The organism is Streptomyces lienomycini, assembly GCF_027947595.1.
GTDB lineage: Bacteria > Actinomycetota > Actinomycetes > Streptomycetales > Streptomycetaceae > Streptomyces > Streptomyces lienomycini.
This window is the reverse complement of sequence record NZ_CP116257.1, coordinates 1,089,432-1,107,794: the sequence shown is the minus strand read 5'-3', so window position 1 is coordinate 1,107,794 and position 18,363 is coordinate 1,089,432. Positions and strand designations below refer to the sequence as shown.

General features: G+C 72.5%; 13 protein-coding genes and 2 pseudogenes. 7 read left to right on the top strand and 8 right to left on the bottom strand.

Annotated features, from left to right (window positions below; all coding sequences use genetic code 11):
- Positions 1-4 precede the first annotated feature (4 nt).
- Complete coding sequence (locus BJ961_RS05295) at positions 5-271, top strand: exodeoxyribonuclease VII small subunit (RefSeq protein ID WP_271320143.1); 267 nt, start codon at positions 5-7, stop codon at positions 269-271.
- Positions 272-397: 126 nt separating this feature from the next.
- Here BJ961_RS05295 and BJ961_RS05290 read toward each other — a convergent pair whose 3' ends face one another.
- From BJ961_RS05290 to BJ961_RS05275, 4 genes are all read right to left on the bottom strand, one after another.
- A complete protein-coding gene (locus BJ961_RS05290) occupies positions 398-616 on the bottom strand; it encodes a DUF4287 domain-containing protein (RefSeq protein WP_271320142.1) in 219 nt (72 codons plus the stop codon).
- Positions 617-707: 91 nt separating this feature from the next.
- Entirely contained in the window at positions 708-2,291 is a 1,584-nt protein-coding gene (locus BJ961_RS05285; protein WP_271320141.1) for a polysaccharide deacetylase family protein, read from the bottom strand.
- A 100-nt stretch (positions 2,292-2,391) separates the two neighbouring features.
- A complete protein-coding gene (locus BJ961_RS05280; RefSeq protein ID WP_271320140.1) occupies positions 2,392-3,879 on the bottom strand; it encodes a glycosyltransferase family 2 protein in 1,488 nt (495 codons plus the stop codon).
- The gene (locus BJ961_RS05275; RefSeq protein WP_271320139.1) at positions 3,876-5,192 is read right to left on the bottom strand and encodes a nucleotide sugar dehydrogenase; all 1,317 of its coding nucleotides are present in this window, start codon (positions 5,190-5,192) and stop codon (positions 3,876-3,878) included. The genes BJ961_RS05280 and BJ961_RS05275 overlap by 4 nt, the downstream gene beginning before the upstream one ends.
- A 224-nt stretch (positions 5,193-5,416) precedes the next feature.
- Here BJ961_RS05275 and BJ961_RS05270 point away from each other — a divergent pair, with 224 nt between their 5' ends.
- Positions 5,417-6,007, top strand: coding sequence for a malonic semialdehyde reductase (locus BJ961_RS05270; protein WP_271320138.1), 591 nt, complete (start codon positions 5,417-5,419; stop codon positions 6,005-6,007).
- A gap of 123 nt (positions 6,008-6,130) precedes the next feature.
- Here BJ961_RS05270 and BJ961_RS05265 read toward each other — a convergent pair whose 3' ends face one another.
- Positions 6,131-6,664, bottom strand: a complete 534-nt coding sequence (locus BJ961_RS05265; protein ID WP_271320137.1) for a DUF4245 domain-containing protein — start codon at positions 6,662-6,664, stop codon at positions 6,131-6,133.
- Positions 6,665-6,789: 125 nt separating this feature from the next.
- Here BJ961_RS05265 and glpX point away from each other — a divergent pair, with 125 nt between their 5' ends.
- On the top strand, positions 6,790-7,821 hold the full coding sequence (glpX, locus tag BJ961_RS05260; RefSeq protein ID WP_271320136.1) for a class II fructose-bisphosphatase: 1,032 nt from the start codon (positions 6,790-6,792) through the stop codon (positions 7,819-7,821).
- Between the two features lie 247 nt (positions 7,822-8,068).
- Here the strand turns inward: glpX and BJ961_RS05255 are convergent, their stop codons facing one another.
- Together BJ961_RS05255 and BJ961_RS05250 are read right to left on the bottom strand one after the other, a co-directional pair.
- Positions 8,069-8,446 (bottom strand): WhiB family transcriptional regulator, encoded by a 378-nt coding sequence (locus BJ961_RS05255; protein ID WP_109033218.1) that lies wholly within the window; start codon positions 8,444-8,446, stop codon positions 8,069-8,071.
- Positions 8,447-8,551: 105 nt separating this feature from the next.
- Positions 8,552-9,231: pseudogene (locus BJ961_RS05250) on the bottom strand (DUF1707 SHOCT-like domain-containing protein).
- A 189-nt stretch (positions 9,232-9,420) separates the two neighbouring features.
- Here BJ961_RS05250 and BJ961_RS05245 point away from each other — a divergent pair.
- From BJ961_RS05245 to BJ961_RS05230, 4 genes and pseudogenes are all read left to right on the top strand, one after another.
- A complete protein-coding gene (locus tag BJ961_RS05245) occupies positions 9,421-11,088 on the top strand; it encodes a fumarate hydratase (RefSeq protein ID WP_271320135.1) in 1,668 nt (555 codons plus the stop codon).
- A gap of 78 nt (positions 11,089-11,166) precedes the next feature.
- Positions 11,167-12,570 (top strand): class II fumarate hydratase, encoded by a 1,404-nt coding sequence (locus tag BJ961_RS05240; protein WP_271320134.1) that lies wholly within the window; start codon positions 11,167-11,169, stop codon positions 12,568-12,570.
- An 88-nt stretch (positions 12,571-12,658) separates the two neighbouring features.
- Positions 12,659-13,369 carry a cytidylyl-2-hydroxypropylphosphonate hydrolase gene (gene fomD, locus BJ961_RS05235; RefSeq protein ID WP_271320133.1) on the top strand — a complete coding sequence of 237 codons (711 nt, stop codon included), beginning with the start codon at positions 12,659-12,661 and terminating at the stop codon, positions 13,367-13,369.
- 297 nt (positions 13,370-13,666) lie between these two features.
- Positions 13,667-15,780 (top strand): annotated as a pseudogene (locus BJ961_RS05230) (SpoIIE family protein phosphatase).
- Positions 15,781-15,860: 80 nt separating this feature from the next.
- Here BJ961_RS05230 and BJ961_RS05225 read toward each other — a convergent pair.
- Entirely contained in the window at positions 15,861-18,176 is a 2,316-nt protein-coding gene (locus tag BJ961_RS05225) for a transglycosylase domain-containing protein (RefSeq protein ID WP_271320132.1), read from the bottom strand.
- Positions 18,177-18,363 lie beyond the last annotated feature (187 nt).

Below are 18,363 nucleotides of genomic sequence, written 5' to 3'. Positions count from 1 at the left end.
GTGGATGACCAGCGAGGTGGAGCAGCCGACGGCGATGTCCGAGGCGCTCGGGTACGAGCAGGCGCGGGACGAGCTGATCGAGGTCGTCCGGCGGCTGGAGGCCGGCGGTACGACGCTGGAGGAGTCCCTCGCCCTGTGGGAGCGGGGCGAGGAGCTGGCGAAGGTCTGCCGCCGCCGGCTGGACGGCGCCCGTGCCCGCCTGGACGCGGCGCTGGCGGACGAGACGGACACGGGGGACACGAGGGACACGGAGGACGCGCAGGACGCGTAGTACGGAGCCGCCGGGAGCGGTGCCGGGGCGTCCTGATCCCCCTTCGCCGTACCTCCGCCCCGATCCCCCGCCCCCGTCCCTCCCCGGACCTGCTTCCCCCCGCTCCCGTCCCTCCTCGGCCCCGCCTCAGCCCTTCTTCGCCGTGTCCTCGGCCAGGGTGTGGGCGACGAGTGCGTTGGCGTGGCCGTGGCCCAGGCCGTGCTCGGTCTTGAGCCAGGCGACCAGCTCCATGTGCCTGGTGAGCGGCGAGGAGCGGACGAGGTCCTTCCACTCCGCGATCGGGCGGCCGTACTTCTTCTCGATGGACGGGAAGTAGGAGGCGGGGCCCTTCACGGCGGCGGTCATGTCGATGCGCTCCCTGCGGACGAGTGGTGACGGTCGTCGGATGGGACCGCGGCCGGCGACGGAAGTGATCGCCGGAGGGGTGTGAGTCGCGTCACTCGACCGTCAGGGAGGCGAAGCGGGGCCACCTCTGCTCCGGTCCGCTGTTGCGCACGCTGAGCGAGAAGCCCCCGGCGCCCTCCGCCGACCGCCACCCGTCCGCGCGGACCGTCGCACAGGGGTCGCCGTCCACGCTCACCCGCACCTGCCGGGGCGTCACCGCCACGGCGATCCGGTGCGTGGCGGAGGGGTCGAGCCGGCAGGTCGGCCGGTCGGACGCGGCGTCCGTCCCGCTCGGGGTGAGGCTCGCCGTGTTGCGGCCGACGGAGAGCGCCACGGGGTGTTCGCTGCCCGCCCGTACGGTGATGCCGACGCCGTTGGAGGTGCCGTGCAGCCCGCCGACGGTGGCGCGCAGGCGGTAGGTGGTCCAGTCGGCGGTGGCGAGGGAGCGGTAGGCGGCCGACACGTAGTCCGTGCCCCGGGGAGGGCGGCTGTCGCCGGTGAGCGTTCCGGGGCCGACCCCCTCGGTGTCGCCGGTCGTCTCCCAGTGCGCGGGGTGGGACAGCGGCCGGTCGGCGTCGCCCGGCGCGACCGGGGCCCAGCGCGCCATCTCGCGCAGCAGGCCGGCCGGCGTGGTGTCCCGGGTGACCTCGAGGCGCTGCACCTGACGGGCGGCGGCCGCGCGGGGCCCGGCCGGCAGCGGCCGGGAGGCGCTGTTGGTGAGGGTGGCCGTGAAGCGCTCCCGCAGTATGGCGAGCAGGGCGTCGGCGCCGCGGGCGCCCAGGTTGGTCTCGTCCAGCCGCTCCGAGAAGGGGTAGGCGAACAGCCGGGGCCGGGGCAGGTCGTGGTCCACGAGGTCGCGGACGGTGCGGTCGAGGTCCGCGGCGATCCGGCTCCGGTACTCGTCCCGGGTCTCGACGCGGCCCTCGTCCGGCCGCCACAGCCGGTTGGTGAACGCGGACCGCTCGTGCCCGGCGGCGTCCACCGGGGCCCGTTCGTGGCTGAGGTGGGTGTGGGCCTGGAAGTCCCAGCGTCCGGACCGCGCCATCCGTTCGACCTCGGCCCAGGTGAGGTAGTACGGCCGGTGGGTGCCCACCTGGCCGGTGATCAGGTAGGCGGCCGCCGTCATCCCGTACCTGGCCAGGACCGGGTCGGCGTGGGTCCACAGTCCGTGGGTGCCGTCGTCGAAGGTGAGGTAGACGGTGCGCGGTCCGGGGGTGCGGCCGTCGCGCAGGAAGTCGGTGAACTCCCGGGTGGACAGCGTGCGGTAGCCGGCGTCGCGCAGGGCGCGCAGCTGGGCGTCGAAGGTCTTCGCGGAGACGGTGTAGCGGCTGCGGTCGTCGGGGCCGACGTCGTGGTAGGCGAGGACGACGGGAGCGCCCGCGGCGGGGGCCGCCTTGGCGTCCGCGGCCCCGTCCGCGGCCGCCCCGGAGGCGGGCGGCGCGGCCTGTTCGGCCACCGCGCGCCGGAGGGAGTCGTGCTGCCAGGCGGCGGCGAACGGCAGCACCACGACGGCCGCCGTGAGCAGGCCCAGCGCGGCGCGCACCAGGGGCCGCCCGTGCCGGCGTCCGCGTGGACCGTCGCGATTCACGTCGGCCGTCACGTCGGCCGTCGCGTCGGCCGTCACGTCGGCCGTCACGTCAACCGTCCCCGGGTGAAGACGAACAGGTAGACCAGAGCGACGGCGGCGAAGGTGACGCCGACGGCGAGCGAGCGGCCCAGCCCGCGCAGCAGGGTTCTCATGCGGCACTCCTCGACCAGACGTTGCGGCGCAGGGTGAGCAGGGCGTACGGCAGCAGCCAGGCCAGTACGCAGCAGGACAGCAGGCTCATCAGGGGGCGGTAGCGCCAGGCGCGGTCCCCCGGATGGTCGATCCGGTAGGCGAGGCCCCAGACGCACCCCTTGAGGACGACCCCGCCCAGGTAGAGCAGGGTGAGCAGACCGGCCGGGTGCAGCGGGGCCCACAGCAGGTGGCGTGCGACGAGGACGGGCGCCGCGATCACCCACAGGGCGTGCCCGTAGTACAGCGCGGCGGCGGCCGGGCCCCGGCGCCACATGAAGCGGCCGGTGAAGAACAGGTTCCTGACGAAGCTCTTCTTCCACCTGATCTGCTGGCGCAGGAAGGGGGCGGGGCGGGACGGCACCCGGGTCCAGACGCGGGCGGCACGGGTGTAGCCGACCTCCCAGCGCAGCTCGGGGTAGTCGTGCTCGCGGACGAAGGGGGAGTCGGCGTGCCGGTCCTTGAGGGCGCGGCCGCGCCAGGCCTGGCCGAGGACGTAGCCGGTGAGCTGGCGGTCGGTGGCGAAGCGGAAGGGGGCGCCGAGGAAGCGGTCCTCGGCCCAGGCGGGCAGGTAGTTCCAGACCGCCTCCCGGCGGAAGGCGGCAAGCGGTCCGGAGACGCAGGACACCGAGCCGAAGGACGCCTCGGCGGCCTTGCTGATCCGGAACTGCCCCTCGTACCAGATGTCCTGGACGCGGGCCAGCAGACCGGCGTCGGTGTTGAGCGCCCGGCAGTGCCCGCTGACCACGCCCAGTTCCGGGTGCCGGACCAGGGCGGTGACGCAGTGCCGTACGGCGTCCGGCGCGACGACGCAGTCGGAGTCGGTGAAGAGGAGGACGTCCCCGTCGGCGACGGCGCAGGCGCGGACCAGCGCGCCCTTCTTGCCGAGGTTGTCCGCCAGCCGGATCAGGGTGATCGGCAGCTCCTCCGCGAGGCGTTCCAGGACCTCCGGCGTGCCGTCGTCGGAGGCGTCGTCGACCACGACGAGCTGGAGGTCGGGGTAGTCGACGGCGGCCATGGAACGCACGCAGGCCTCGATGTGCGCGCGTTCGTTGCGCACGGCCAGCAGGAAGCTCACCCGGGGCTCGGCGGGGAGGGCCGGGAAGGCGTCGGCGTGGCGCGGGCGGCCGCGCAGCGGGCGCAGGGCCGGGTCGTCGTAACGGCTGTAGGCGAGGTGGAGGAGGCCGACGGTTCCGGCCAGCACGGCGAGGCCGTACAGCGTGAGCAGGTCGAAGGCGTGGGGCAGGCGGACGGCGCGGCGGGCCAGCAGGAGCAGGAGGGGCAGCAGGGCGAGGAGGGTGAGCAGCCGTACGACGTCGCGGCGGACCCGGGGGTCCAGGGCGTCGAGGCGGGCGCGGAGCCGGGTTCCGGGACGGATGCCGAGCCGGTGGCGGAGGCCCGCGGGGAGCGGGGAGGCCGGCCCGTGGCCGGGGCGCAGGACGGTCATGCGGTCACCTCGGCCGGGGGGAGGGCACCGCTCCCGGACGCCGCCCTCGGGAGGGGTCCGCGCTGCCGGGTGTCCAGGACGGGCGGGGCGTCGACGGCGGACAGCCAGGTCAGGTCGTGTACGGCGTGGACGGTGTGCAGGACGACCAGGTCCCACGGGCGGCCGTGCGGGTCCGGCACGTGGCGCAGCGCGTCGGTGCCGACGCGGAGCGAGGGCACCAGGGGGTCGCAGTAGGCGACGTCCGCTCCGGCCGCCGCCAGACCGGCGAGGATCTCCAGGGCGGGGCTCTCCCGGACGTCCGCCACGCCCTCCTTGTAGGCGACGCCGATCAGCAGCACCCGGGCGCCCCGCGCGGGAACGGCGGAGGCGGCCAGCAGGTCCAGGGCGCGTTCGGTGATCCGGGCGGGCCTGCCGCTGTTGGCCGCGAGGGCGGTGGCCACCAGCGGCGCCTGCTGGCGGACCTTGCCGAGCTGCCAGAGCAGGTAGTGCGGGTCGCAGGGGATGCAGTGGCCGCCGACGCCGGGCCCGGGGTAGAAGGGCATGAAGCCGTACGGCTTGGTCGCCGCCGCCTCGATCACCGGGGCCGGGGCCAGGCCGAGGGAGGCGCAGGCGTCGGCGAGTTCGTTGGCGAGGGCGATGTTGACGGCCCGGTAGGTGTTCTCCCAGAGCTTGGCCATCTCGGCGGTCTCGGGGTCGGGGACCGTGCGGACGAGGGAGGCCGTCGGGGCGAGCAGGGCCGCGGCGGCCCCGCTGCTGCGCGGTCCGGCGCCGCCGACCAGGCGCGGGGTGCGTTCGGGGGTGTGGTGTTCGTTGCCGGGGTCGATCCGCTCGGGGGCGAAGGCCACGTACACGTCCTCGTCGACGGTGAACCCGCGGGACCGCAGCGGTTCGAGGAGGAGGTCGCGGGTGGTGCCCACGTAGCTGGTGGAGGTGAGCACGATCAGCTGGCCGGGCACGGCGTGTTCCACCACCGAGGCGCAGGCGGCGCTCAGCGCGGTGAGGCCGGGCTCGCGCCGGGCGTCGACGGGGGTCGGCACGCAGATGACCACGGCGTCCGCGGTGCTCACGGCCGTGGCGTCCGAGGTGAGGCGGAAGCGGTCGCCGGCGGAGGCGCAGGCGAGTTGGGCGTGGTGCAGCGGGAGCAGGTCCACGGCTCCGCGGGCGACGGCCCGCAGCCTGGCCGGGCTGCTGTCGACGCCGATGACGGTGGCGCCGGCGTCGGAGAGGGCGAGCGCGGTGGGCAGTCCGACGTATCCGAGGCCCACGACCGCGACGGTCAGCGCGGACACATCACTGCCGGCGAAGGATGACATGGATTTCGCACCGTCATATAGGCGCACTCCACATAAAGCCCCCTCCCTCGACACACCCGGCCCCGAACACGCCAGGGGCTCCTCACCCGGGCGGGCGTGTGAAGCGGATCACCACACTCCCCATTTGGTTGAAGCTTGAACTTCTTTGTCGTAGTGTCGTCCCCGTCAACGGCTCCCGGCCCCCACGCCGCGCGCAGCCGACGCACCCCCGAGGAAGATCACGCATGTCTCTCGTTCTTGACGCCGCCGCCCAGGACCTGCTGTTCCGCGAGGCCCGCACCGCGAACACCTTCACCGACGAGCCGGTGACCGACGAGCAGGTCCAGGCGATCTACGACCTGGTCAAGTACGGTCCGACCGCCTTCAACCAGTCGCCGCTGCGCATCACGCTGGTCCGCTCCCCCGAGGCCCGCGAGCGTCTCGTCCGGCACATGGGCGAGGGCAACCGGCCCAAGACGGCCGCCGCCCCGCTGGTCGCGATCCTGTCCGCGGACAACGAGTTCCACGAGGAGCTGCCGGACCTCTTCCCGCACGCCCCCCAGGTCAAGGACGCCTTCTTCAGCGAGCGTCCGGTGCGCGAGGGCGCCGCCTCCCTGAACGCCGCCCTGCAGGCCGCGTACTTCATCGTCGGCGTCCGCGCCGCGGGTCTGGCCGCCGGGCCGATGACCGGCGTCGACTTCGAGGGTGTGCGCAAGGAGTTCCTGGACGACGACCACACCCCGCTGATGGTCGTCAACATCGGCCGCCCGGGCCCCGACGCCTGGTTCCCGCGCTCGCCGCGCCTCGCGTACGAGCAGGTCGTCACCACGGTCTGACGCACGCGGAGCACCCGCGAACGGCGAAGCCCCCGGCCGGATTCCCCCGGCCGGGGGCTTCGCCGTTCGCTTCCTGATCGCGTCCCGTCCGCGTCGCCGTGTGCGCCGTGCCGACGGGTGGGCTCACGCCAGTTCCAGTGCCGCCGCCATCTTGGTGAGCTGCTCGAACGACCCGGTGCCGGCCACCACCGTCGTGGCGCCCTTCATGCCGTCGCCCCCCTGGAGCACCAGCGCGTCGTACCGGCCGCCCGTGTACCGCGTCCACGTCCGGCCGCCGATCTCGTCGGTCCGCTCGGTCGCCCGTGCCCCCTGGCTGGCGTCGGCGATGAACGTCGACGGCTTCTTCGTGGACTGCTCCACCGCCACGTACTCGCCGTCCGGGGCGCGGAAGCCGAGGTGCCACGCGTCGGAGTCGTCGCCCCGGAAGCGGACGGAGGTCGCCTTCCAGTCCTGCGACAGCCCCTGCGGCGCGGCCACCGGGTACGACGCGGCGCGCTGCGCGGTCAGCAGCTCGACCCGGTAGTCGACCCGCTTGAGGTCCGGTTCGCCGTCGTCGTGCGGGATGAAGATCCAGATCACGCCCGCCGCGAGGACGATGACGCCCAGGGAGAGAACCATGTCCCGGGCCGACTTCTGCTTGCCTTTCGTACCTGCCACGCCCCCTATCGTCGCAGGTGCCTGCTCCGCTCATACGTGGGGTCCCCTGCTCATTTTGTCGGACTGGCGATAGAGTCGGGGCACACCCTCATCCGGCCGTCGTCGTATCAGAAAGGTGCGTTCCGATGACCGAGCATCATCTTCCGTCCGAGCTGGACGTCCCCTCGGAGGCCCCCGACCGCAACCTCGCCATGGAGCTGGTGCGGGTCACCGAAGCCGCGGCGATGGCCGCCGGCCGCTGGGTCGGCCGCGGCGACAAGAACGGCGCCGACGGCGCAGCGGTGCGTGCCATGCGGACCCTCGTCCACACCGTCTCGATGAACGGCGTCGTCGTCATCGGCGAAGGCGAGAAGGACGAGGCCCCGATGCTCTTCAACGGGGAGCGGGTCGGCGACGGCACCGGGGCCGAGGTCGACATCGCCGTCGACCCGATCGACGGCACCACGCTGACCGCCAACGGCATGACCAACGCGATCGCGGTGCTGGCCGCGGCCGAGCGCGGCTCCATGTTCGACCCGTCCGCCGTGTTCTACATGGACAAGCTGGTCACGGGTCCGGAGGCCGCCGACTTCGTCGACATCAACGCGCCCGTGTCCGTGAACATCCGCCGGATCGCCAAGGCCAAGCGGCGCACCCCCGAGGACGTCACCGTCGTCATCCTCGACCGGCCCCGGCACCGGGGCCTCATCAAGGAGGTCCGGGAGACCGGCGCACGCATCAAGCTGATCTCGGACGGCGACGTGGCCGGTTCCATCCTCGCCCTGCGCGAGGGCACTGGCATCGACCTGCTGCTCGGCATCGGCGGCACCCCGGAGGGCATCATCTCGGCCTGTGCCGTGAAGTGCCTGGGCGGCACCATCCAGGGCAAGCTGTGGCCCAAGGACGACGAGGAGCGGCAGCGCGCGGTGGACGCCGGGCACGACCTGGACCGGGTGCTGACCACCGACGACCTGGTCTCCGGGGACAACGTCTTCTTCGTCGCCACCGGCATCACCGACGGCGAACTGCTGCGCGGGGTGCGGTACCGGTCGGAGACGGCCACGACCGACTCGATCGTGATGCGCTCCAAGTCGGGCACGGTGCGGCGGATCGACTCCGAGCACCGGCTGAGCAAGCTGCGGGCCTACAGCGCGGTGGACTTCGACCGGGCGAAGTGACTCCGCCGGTTTCGCGGGGCGCCTAGTGGGTGGGGGTGCGAGTCGCGAGGCGTCTGCGGCGCCGTCGTGGCTCGTCGCGCCCACGCGGCGGAGCCGCAGGTCGGACACGGCCCCGCGCCCCTGAGGCGACTGCGGCCCCCGGCGTCAGGAGGCCCCGCCGGTCGCGTCCGCCCATGCGAGCGGTGATGTTTCGGTGTGGCAGAGGGCGCCCCCTGTGCGGAGGGGGCGCCCTCTGTGGTGCGGGGTGTCAGCCGGCCGCCGCTATGCGGCCCGTCGTGCGGGCGGCGTTCTTGAGTTCCACGTCGCGGCGGCGGCGCCGGGCCAGGACGACGCGGCGTTCGGCGGCGGTGAGGCCGCCCCAGACGCCGTAGGGCTCGGGTTGCAGCAGAGCGTGCTCACGGCACTCGACCATGACCGGACAGCGCGCGCAGACGCGCTTGGCGGCCTCTTCGCGGGAGAGCCGGGCGGCGGTCGGTTCCTTGGAGGGGGCGAAGAACAGTCCGGCCTCGTCGCGCCGGCACACCGCCTCGGTGTGCCAGGGAGCGTCTTGGTCCCTGTCCCGCACGGGCCCCCGCTGGGCCGGAACGGCAGCTACCTGCAGGGACGAATGCGGCGGTTGCAGCACGGGTCTACTCCTGACGACGGCTTCGCTAGCGAGAGACGATGCGTCAAGGCTTACCCGTTGTACGCGTGCCTATGCACAGGGTTCCCCACCACTGCCGGGGCCGCGCTACAAGTGCTTGCGCACCCCCTTCTCGACCCGGCGCTGCACCCGGTCGAGGATGTCCGCGACGATCTTGCCGCGCTTGGGACGCGCCTCGACGCTGCCCAGCACGGCCCAGCCGTCCACGTAGACGACGGGGGCTTGGGCCTCGGTGGAGTCGTGGGTGTGGACCTCGAAGCTGCCGAGGACACAGCCGCCCGCGCCGCGCACCGACACGTTCTCCGGGACGCGGACATCGACGCTGCCGAAGACGGAGAACGCCTTGATGACGACCTGCTGGTACTCGAAGACCGCCTCGCTGAGGTCTATCTCGACGCTGCCGAAGACCGCGTACGCGTGGATGCGGCGGTTGGCCCGCCAGCGGCCCTTGCGGACGGCGCTGCTGAAGACCGCCACCACGTTCTCGTCGGGCTCCGCCGGGATGGCGCCGGCGGTGGGGCGGCCGGGAGCCGGGGCGCGGCGCCCCCGGCGCGGTGCGCGGCGGGCAGGTCCCGCACGAAGACGTCGAGCTCGCCGACGGTCTTGGCGGCCAGCACGCCCTCGACGCGCTCGGCGTGCTCCTCGGAGGTGAGCCGCCCCTCGGCGAGGGCTTCGCGCAGCATGTCGGCGACGCGGTCGCGGTCGGCGTCCGAGGCGCGCAGCTCGGCGGTGCTCGGTGCGGCTGAGGCGTGCTTGTGAAGGTCCACGGCAGCAGAGTACCGAAACGCGATAGATCGCGACCAGCCCTGTGGACAACCTTGTCCCGGGCGACTGAGCCTTACCTCACCGGCTCGGCGCCCCGGGCAGGATTTACGCTGGTTGGCGCTGCCAATGGAGGCCAGCCGTCGTTGCTGAGGAATCCAGCCGCGCGTGATGCCGAGTGAGGAATGGGCGAGATGCCTGAGTTCGCGTACACCGATCTGCTCCCCCAGGGCGAGGACACCACTCCGTACCGGCTGGTGACCGCCGAAGGTGTCTCCACCTTCGAGGCCGACGGGCGGACGTTCCTCAAGGTGGAGCCGGAGGCCCTGCGCAAGCTGGCCGAGGAGGCCGTTCACGACATCCAGCACTACCTGCGCCCGGCCCACCTGGCGCAGCTGCGCCGCATCGTCGACGACCCGGAGGCGTCCGGCAACGACAAGTTCGTCGCCCTGGACCTGCTGAAGAACGCGAACATCGCGGCGGCGGGCGTGCTCCCGATGTGCCAGGACACCGGCACGGCGATCGTCATGGGCAAGCGCGGCCAGAACGTGCTCACCGCGGGCGGCGACGAGGAGGCCCTGAGCCGGGGCATCTACGACGCCTACAAGAACCTGAACCTGCGCTACTCGCAGATGGCGCCGCTGACCATGTGGGAGGAGAAGAACACCGGCTCCAACCTCCCGGCGCAGATCGAGCTGTACGCGACCGACGGCGGCGCCTACAAGTTCCTGTTCATGGCGAAGGGCGGCGGCTCGGCCAACAAGTCGTTCCTCTACCAGGAGACGAAGGCCGTCCTGAACGAGTCCTCCATGATGAAGTTCCTGGAGGAGAAGATCCGCTCGCTCGGTACGGCCGCCTGCCCGCCGTACCACCTGGCCATCGTCGTCGGCGGCACGTCGGCCGAGTACGCGCTGAAGACCGCGAAGTACGCCTCCGCCCACTACCTGGACGAGATCCCCGCCGAGGGCTCGGAGCTCGGGCACGGCTTCCGGGACCAGGACCTGGAGGAGAAGGTCTTCGAGCTGACCCAGAAGATCGGCATCGGCGCGCAGTTCGGCGGCAAGTACTTCTGCCACGACGTCCGCGTGGTGCGCCTGCCCCGGCACGGGGCGTCCTGCCCGGTCGCCATCGCGGTGTCCTGCTCGGCGGACCGGCAGGCGGTCGCGAAGATCACCGCCGAGGGCGTCTTCCTGGAGCAGTTGGAGACCGACCCGGCGCGGTTCCTGCCGGAGACGACGGACGAGCACCTCGAGGCCGACGGCGACGTCGTGAAGATCGACCTCAACCGGCCGATGGACGACATCCTCGCCGAGCTGACCAGGCACCCGGTCAAGACCCGGCTGTCGCTGACCGGCCCGCTGGTCGTGGCCCGCGACATCGCGCACGCCAAGATCAAGGAGCGGCTGGACGCGGGCGAGGAGATGCCGCAGTACCTGAAGGACCACCCGGTGTACTACGCGGGCCCCGCGAAGACGCCGGAGGGGTACGCGTCCGGGTCCTTCGGTCCGACCACCGCCGGACGCATGGACTCCTACGTGGAGCAGTTCCAGGCGGCGGGCGGCTCGAAGGTGATGCTGGCCAAGGGCAACCGGAGCAAGCAGGTCACCGACGCGTGCGACACGCACGGCGGCTTCTACCTGGGCTCCATCGGCGGTCCCGCGGCGCGGCTCGCGCAGGACTGCATCAAGAAGGTCGAGGTCGTCGAGTACGAGGAGCTCGGCATGGAGGCGGTCTGGAAGATCGAGGTCGAGGACTTCCCGGCGTTCGTCGTGGTGGACGACAAGGGCAACGACTTCTTCCAGGACCCGGCGCCCGCGCCGACGTTCACGACGATTCCGGTGCGCGGCCCCGGGCTCGCCTGAGCCGGACCGGTGACGGTTCACCTCCACGGGGAACAGGGGGCGCGGCGGGAACGCTGTGCCACGTGGAGGTGATCGTCGATGGCCGACGAGCAGGACAGGACCGAGTACCGCACCGAGCACGACTCGATGGGCGAGGTGCGGGTGCCCGCCCACGCCAAGTGGCGCGCGCAGACCCAGCGCGCCGTCGAGAACTTCCCCGTCTCCGGGCAGCGGATCGAGCGCGCGCACATCGAGGCGCTCGCCCGGATCAAGGGCGCGGCGGCCAAGGTCAACGCCGAGCTGGGCGTCCTCGACCCGGACGTCGCCGGGGCGATCCGGGAGGCGGCCGGCGAGGTAGCCGAGGGGAAGTGGGACGAGCACTTCCCCGTCGACGTGTTCCAGACCGGGTCGGGGACCTCGTCGAACATGAACGCCAACGAGGTGATCGCCACCCTGGCCACCGAGCGGCTCGGCCGGGACGTGCACCCCAACGACCACGTCAACGCCTCGCAGTCGTCCAACGACGTCTTCCCGTCCTCCCTGCACATCGCCGCCACGGCCGCGGTCACCCGTGACCTGATCCCGGCCCTCGACCACCTCGCCGGCGCCCTGGAGCGCAAGGCCGGGGAGTTCGCCGACGTCGTGAAGTCGGGACGTACGCACCTCATGGACGCCACGCCCGTCACCCTGGGCCAGGAGTTCGGCGGGTACGCGGCGCAGGTGCGGTACGGCGTCGAGCGGCTGGAGGCGTCCCTGCCGCGCCTGGCCGAGCTGCCGCTGGGCGGCACCGCCGTCGGCACCGGCATCAACACTCCGCCGGGCTTCTCCGCCGCCGTCATCGAGGAGGTGGCCCGCGCGACCGGGCTGCCGCTGACCGAGGCGCGCGACCACTTCGAGGCGCAGGGCGCCCGGGACGGCGTGGTCGAGACGAGCGGGCAGCTGCGCACGATCGGCGTCGGGCTGACGAAGATCGCGAACGATCTGCGCTGGATGGCGTCCGGGCCGCGCACGGGGCTCGCGGAGATCTCCCTGCCCGACCTCCAGCCCGGGTCGTCGATCATGCCGGGGAAGGTCAACCCGGTGATCCCCGAGGCCGTCCTCATGGTCGCCGCCCAGGTCACCGGCAACGACGCGACCGTCGCCGCCGCGGGCGCGGCCGGCAACTTCGAGCTGAACGTCATGCTGCCGGTCATCGCCAAGAACGTACTGGAGTCGGTGCGGCTGCTCGCGGCCGTCTCCCGGCTGCTCGCCGACCGGACCGTGGACGGGATCGTCGCGCACCGGGAGCGGGCCCGCGAGTACGCCGAGTCGTCGCCCTCCGTCGTCACCCCGCTCAACAAGTACATCGGGTACGAGGAGGCCGCCAAGGTCGCCAAGAGGGCGCTGGCCGAACGGAAGACGATCCGTCAGGTGGTGCTGGAGGGCGGGTACGTGGAGCGCGGCGACCTCACGGGCGAGCAACTGGACGAGGCGCTGGACGTGCTGCGGATGACCCGCCCGTGAGGGGCCCCGGCGGAGCGCGGGGCGCACGCCGGGGCACGCTCTCCCGGTCACCGGCACGCCGATTGGCCACGGCACCTAATATCTGCCCATGGCAGACGGCGAAGCGGTGAGCGCGGGGAAGGGGCCGGGAGCGGACGGCCCGGACGGACCGGTGGACTTGTGGGCGCCCGGCAGCCACATCCTGTGGCGGTACCGGGAGAACGGCGGCCCGCACCTCCACATCGCGCGCCCCGTCACCGTCGTACGGGACGACGCCGACCTGCTCGCCGTCTGGCTGGCGCCCGGCACCGAATGCGTGAGGCCGGTCCTCGCCGACGGCACGCCCGTGCACCTGGAACCGCTGGCCACGCGCTACACCAAGCCGCGCTCCGTGCAGCGCGACCGGTGGTTCGGCACGGGCGTGCTGAAGCTGGCCCGGCCCGGCCGGCCCTGGTCGGTGTGGCTGTTCTGGGATCCGGGCTGGCGGTTCAAGAACTGGTACGTGAACCTGGAGGAGCCGCTGACCCGTTGGGAGGGCGGCGTCGACTCGGAGGACCACTTCCTGGACATCTCCGTCCACCCCGACCGCACCTGGCACTGGCGGGACGAGGACGAGTTCGCGCAGGCCCGGCAGGACGGCCTGATGGGCGCCGGGGCGGCCGAACGGGTGCGCGCGGCGGGCCGGGCCGCGGTCGCGGAGATCCGCGCCTGGGGGGCGCCGTACGCCGACGGCTGGGAGGACTGGCGTCCCGATCCGTCCTGGCCGGTACCGTCGCTGCCGGGCGACTGGGATCGCACGCCCGCGCACGCGTCGTCATGAGACCCTTGATGTGCCCCCCGGCAGGAAACGTAGGATCGTCCTCCGCAAAGAGCGCGGCAGCGGCAACCGGCGGAGCGTGCGCTGTGCTTGACCGATCGTCACCGAGGGGCGGCAGGACGTGAGCGAGGGGTACGAGGGCAACACGCGGGCGGATCGCAGACGGTCCGCCGGTGACACAGGAACAGCCTCTGACCACGTGGGAATCCCGTTCCTTGGGCACGTATTGCGGGTATCGGGATTCCTGCGGGACGAACTGCACGCGCCGCGCGCAGTCCCGGACGGACGGATTCGACACGCGTGACGGAGCACCCGACCTCCTTCGACCGCCCCTCGACGGGCGCCGACCCCGCGGATCCCCGCGGGGCGCTCCTGCGTACCCCGGCGCCGCCGCGCGCCTCCGGGTCCGCGTTACCGGCACAGGGGGGTGCCGGGGAGACGCCGCCCGCCGCGGGCGCGGACTCCCCGGCGCCTTCGAGCACGCCCAACCGGGCGCCGAGCAGGCCGCCGAGCCCGACACGCACCGTCCGCGGCCCGCGTCCGAGGGCGTACCGGTCCAGCCCGCCGCCGTGCAGCCGGGCGGCGCGTCGCCGGGGCCCGTGGCGCAGGGAGCCGTGGTGCCGGACGGTGCGGCGGACCGCCGTGCCCTGCCGGCGGAGCCGGACCGGCGGACCGGGCAGCCGACCGCGCCCGGGCAGCCCACGCCCATGCGGCGGGACGGGGACCGGCTGCGGTTCGTGGGGGCCGCGACCCGGCGGATCGCCCGGGGCATGGACCTCGACGAGATCGTGATGGGGCTGTGCCGGGCCACCGTTCCCACGTTCGCGGACGCGATCCTCGTGTACCTGCGCGAGCCGCTGCCGGTCGGCGACGAGCGGCCCACCGGCCCGCTGGTGCTGCGGCTGCGGCGCACCGACCGCATACCGGCCGAGCGGGACACCGAGGGCGGGTTCGTCCCGGCCGCGCAGCCCGAGCCCTCCGAGCTGGAGACGGTCGGGGCCGAGCTGTGCGAGGTGCGGCCGGGCAGTGCGCTGGCCGAGGTGCTGCGCGGGGTGCGCCCGGTCTTCACGGACACCAAGTCCGCCCGTGCCGCGCTGCCCGAACTGCTGGGTGAGGAGCGTGACTTCGCCGTGCCCGACGGGCGGCGGGCGATCCTCGCGCCGTTGCGCGGCCGACGCCGGGTGATCGGTGCGGCCCTGTTCCTGCGCGGCCCGGAGCGCGTCGCCTTCGAGGCCGACGACCTGCTGGTGGCCGCCCAGCTCGCCACGCACAGCGCGCTGGGCATCGACAAGGCGGTGCTGTACGGGCGCGAGGCGTACATCGCCGACGAGCTGCAGCGCACGATGCTCCCGGAGAACCTGCCGCGCTGCACCGGGGTGCGGCTGGCCTCCCGCTACCTCCCGGCCGCCGAGACGGCTCGGGTCGGCGGCGACTGGTACGACGCCATCCCGCTGCCCGGCAGCCGGGTCGCGCTGGTCGTCGGGGACGTGATGGGCCACTCCATGACGTCGGCGGCCATCATGGGCCAGCTGCGGACCACGGCGCAGACCCTGGCCGGGCTCGACCTGCCGCCGCAGGAGGTGCTGCACCACCTCGACGAGCAGGCCCAGCGCCTGGGCAGCGACCGCATGGCGACCTGCCTGTACGCGGTGTACGACCCGGTATCGCACCGCATCACCGTCGCCAACGCCGATCACCCGCCGCCCGTGCTGCTGCACCTGGGCGGCCACGCCGAGGTGCTGCGGGTGCCGGCCGGGGCCCCGATCGGGGTGGGCGGCGTGGACTTCGAGGCCGTCGAGCTGGACGCGCCGGCCGGTGCGACCCTGCTGCTGTACACGGACGGGCTGGTCGAGTCCCGGCTGCGCGACGTGTGGACGGGCATAGAGCAGCTCCGGGAGCGCCTCGCGGCGACCGCGCAGCTCACCGGCCCCGACCATCCGCCGCCCCTGGAAGCCCTGTGCGACGAGGTGCTCGACATGCTCGGACCGGGCGACCGGGACGACGACATCGCGCTGCTCGCCGCCCGTTTCGACGGGATCGCGCCCAGCGACGTGGCGTACTGGTTCCTGGAGCCGGAGAACGCGGCCCCGGGCAAGGCCAGGCGTCTGGCCCGGCGGGCGCTCGCCCGCTGGGGCATGGAGGACCTCACGGACTCCGTGGAGCTGCTCGTCAGCGAGGTCGTGACCAACGCGGTGCGCTACGCCTCGAAGCCGGTCACCCTGCGGCTGCTGCGCACGGACGTGCTGCGCTGCGAGGTCGGTGACGACGTGCCCCAGCTGCCCCGGCTGCGGCAGGCGCGCGCCACCGACGAGGGCGGGCGCGGCCTGTACCTGGTGAACCGGCTGGCCCGGCGCTGGGGCGCGACACGGCTGAGCACGGGCAAGGTGGTCTGGTTCGAGCTGAACCGGGGCTGAGCCGAGAGGGAGCGAGCCCGAAGGGGGCGCCCGGTGAGAACCGGGCGCCCCCTTCGGGTGTTTCCACGCCTGTCGGCGTCCTACGGTCGCCAGTCCCCGCCCGGGAAGCCGGGGTCCTCCGTCTCCGTGGACTCGCCGCCGCCGGGCGGCGGTTCGGTGGTCGGGCTGCCCGACGACGTCTGCGACGGCGCTCCGGTCGTCGGCTCCTCGGTCGTCGGCTCGTTGGACGGGGGCGCCTCGGTCGTCGGGTCCTGGGAGGGGGGCGGTGCCTCGGTCGTCTCCTCCTGGGTCGCCGTCCGGCTCGGCGACGTCGAGGGGGACGGCGACGTGCTGGGCTTGACCGCGGCGCCCTGCTTGGTCTCCAGGTCGAACTTGCTGACCTGGTCCATGACGCCGAAGGTGTACGCCGCCCAGATCTCCGCGGGGAAGCCACCACCGTTGACGCGGTACTCGACGCCGCCCGCCTTGTACATCGGCACCTGCGGGTGCGGCGCCTTGTCGTCCTCGCCGAACAGGCCGACCGAGGTGACGAGGCCCGGGGTGAAGCCGGTGAACCAGGCCGACTTGTTGTTGTCGGACGTACCGGTCTTGCCGGCCACCTGCTGGCCGTCGCGCAGCTCGTTGTCCCGCACGGACTTCTTGGCCGTACCGTCGTCGACCACGCCGGTGAGGACGGACGTCACCGTGTCGGCGGCCTCCCGGCTGATGATCTGCTCGCCGATCGGGTCGGGCATCTCGATCGTGCGGTCCTTGTGCTCGACCGACTTCACGATCGCCGGGGTGACCTTCTTGCCGTGGTTGTCGAAGGTGGCGTAGACGCCGGCCATCTCCAGGGGGCTGGCGCCCATACTGCCCAGGGTCTGCGCGGGCACGGCCTGCTCGCCCTCGGTGTCCATGCCGAGTTCACCCGCGACCTTCATGACCTCGGTCATGCCGACGTCGGTGCCCATCTGCGCGAACACGGAGTTGACGGACTTGTTCATCGCCTCCTGGACGTCGATCTCGCCGTAGTCGACATCGTCCTCGTTGGGCGGCGCGAAGCCGACCTCCTTGTCGCCGTCCACCACGGGGCGCTTGCTGTCGCCGTCGTAGAGGGTGTTGGCCGTGATCGGCGTGCCGTCCTGGGTCTCGGCGTCGTGGTCCACGGCGGCGGCGAGGATGACCGGCTTGAAGGTGGAGGCGGGCTGGTAGTCGTCGCGGGTGGCGTTGTTCGTGTAGTGCTTCAGGTAGTTCACGCCGCCGTACATCGCCACGACGGAGCCCGTCTTCGGGTCGACCGAGACGGCACCGGCCTGGACGTCGGCGTCGACGTCGCGCTCGCCGGGGTCCAGCTTGCTGGTGAGCCGCTCCTTGACCGCCTTCTCCAGCGCGGCCTGCTTCTTCTTGTCGATGTTGAGGGTGACGGTGTAGCCGCCGAGGTCCACCAGGGCCTTGGCCTGCTCCATGTCCTCGGCGGCGCCCTGGGCGACGAGCTGCTTCTTGAGCGAGTAGTTGGCCGCCTCCACCAGGTAGCCGGTCTGGCCGTCCATGCCGGCCGCGGCCTTGGGCTCCTTGGGCTGGGGGAACTTCATGCTCTGGCGGTCGCCCGCGCTCAGCCACTTCTGCTCGACCATGTTGTCCAGGACGTAGTTCCAGCGCTCCTGGACGAGCTTCTTGCCGGTCGCGCTGGCGATCGCCCAGTCGTACTGGTTCGGCGCCTGGAGCAGCGCGGAGAGGTACGCGCCCTGTTCGACGGTCAGGTCCTCGGCGTCGACGCGGTAGTAGGCCTGCGCGGCGGCCTGGATGCCGTAGGCGCCGCGGCCGTAGTAGCTGGTGTTGATGTAGCCGGCGAGGATGTAGTCCTTGGACTTCTCCCGGTCCAGCTTCAGGGAGATGACCAGTTCCTTGAGCTTGCGCGAGACCGTCTGTTCCTGGGTCAGGTAGTAGTTCTTGACGTACTGCTGGGTGATCGTCGAACCGCCCTGCGCGCCCTTGCCGGAGACGGTGTTGAGGACGCCGCGCGCGGTGCCCTTGAGGTCGACGCCGGAGTCGCTGTAGAAGGTCTTGTTCTCGGCGGCGACGAAGGTGCGCTGGACCTCCTTGGGCACCTTGGCCAGGTCGACGATCTCGCGGTTGCGTTCGCCCGTGCGGGCCATGATGCCGCCGTCGCTGTACTTGTAGACGTTGCTCTGCAGATCGGCCTCGGGGTTGCCCTCGGGGATGTCGATCATCATGTACAGCACGATGAAGGCGCCCATGCCGAGCAGGCACAGGCCGAAGAAGGTCCCGAGGATCTTCTTCCAGGTGAACAGCCGGCGTATGCCGCTCTTCCCGCCCGCTCCCGACGAACGGCGGCGTTTCGGCGCCGCGCGGCGTCCACCGCGCTGTCGCGCTTTTCTCTCTTCCGCTCGCCCCATGGGTCCGATCCGCTCCGCTTCGGTCATCCGTGTGCACGTCTCGCTCACGCGTCACACAGGTTCGTCGCTCAGGTCAGCTCAGAAAGCTAACACCGGGAGATGTGACAAAGGGCAGCCGATCCAGCCTTGTACGGACGTGAGAATCAGCACCCGCTCCACAGGAACCGACGTACGAGAGGGGTCGAGG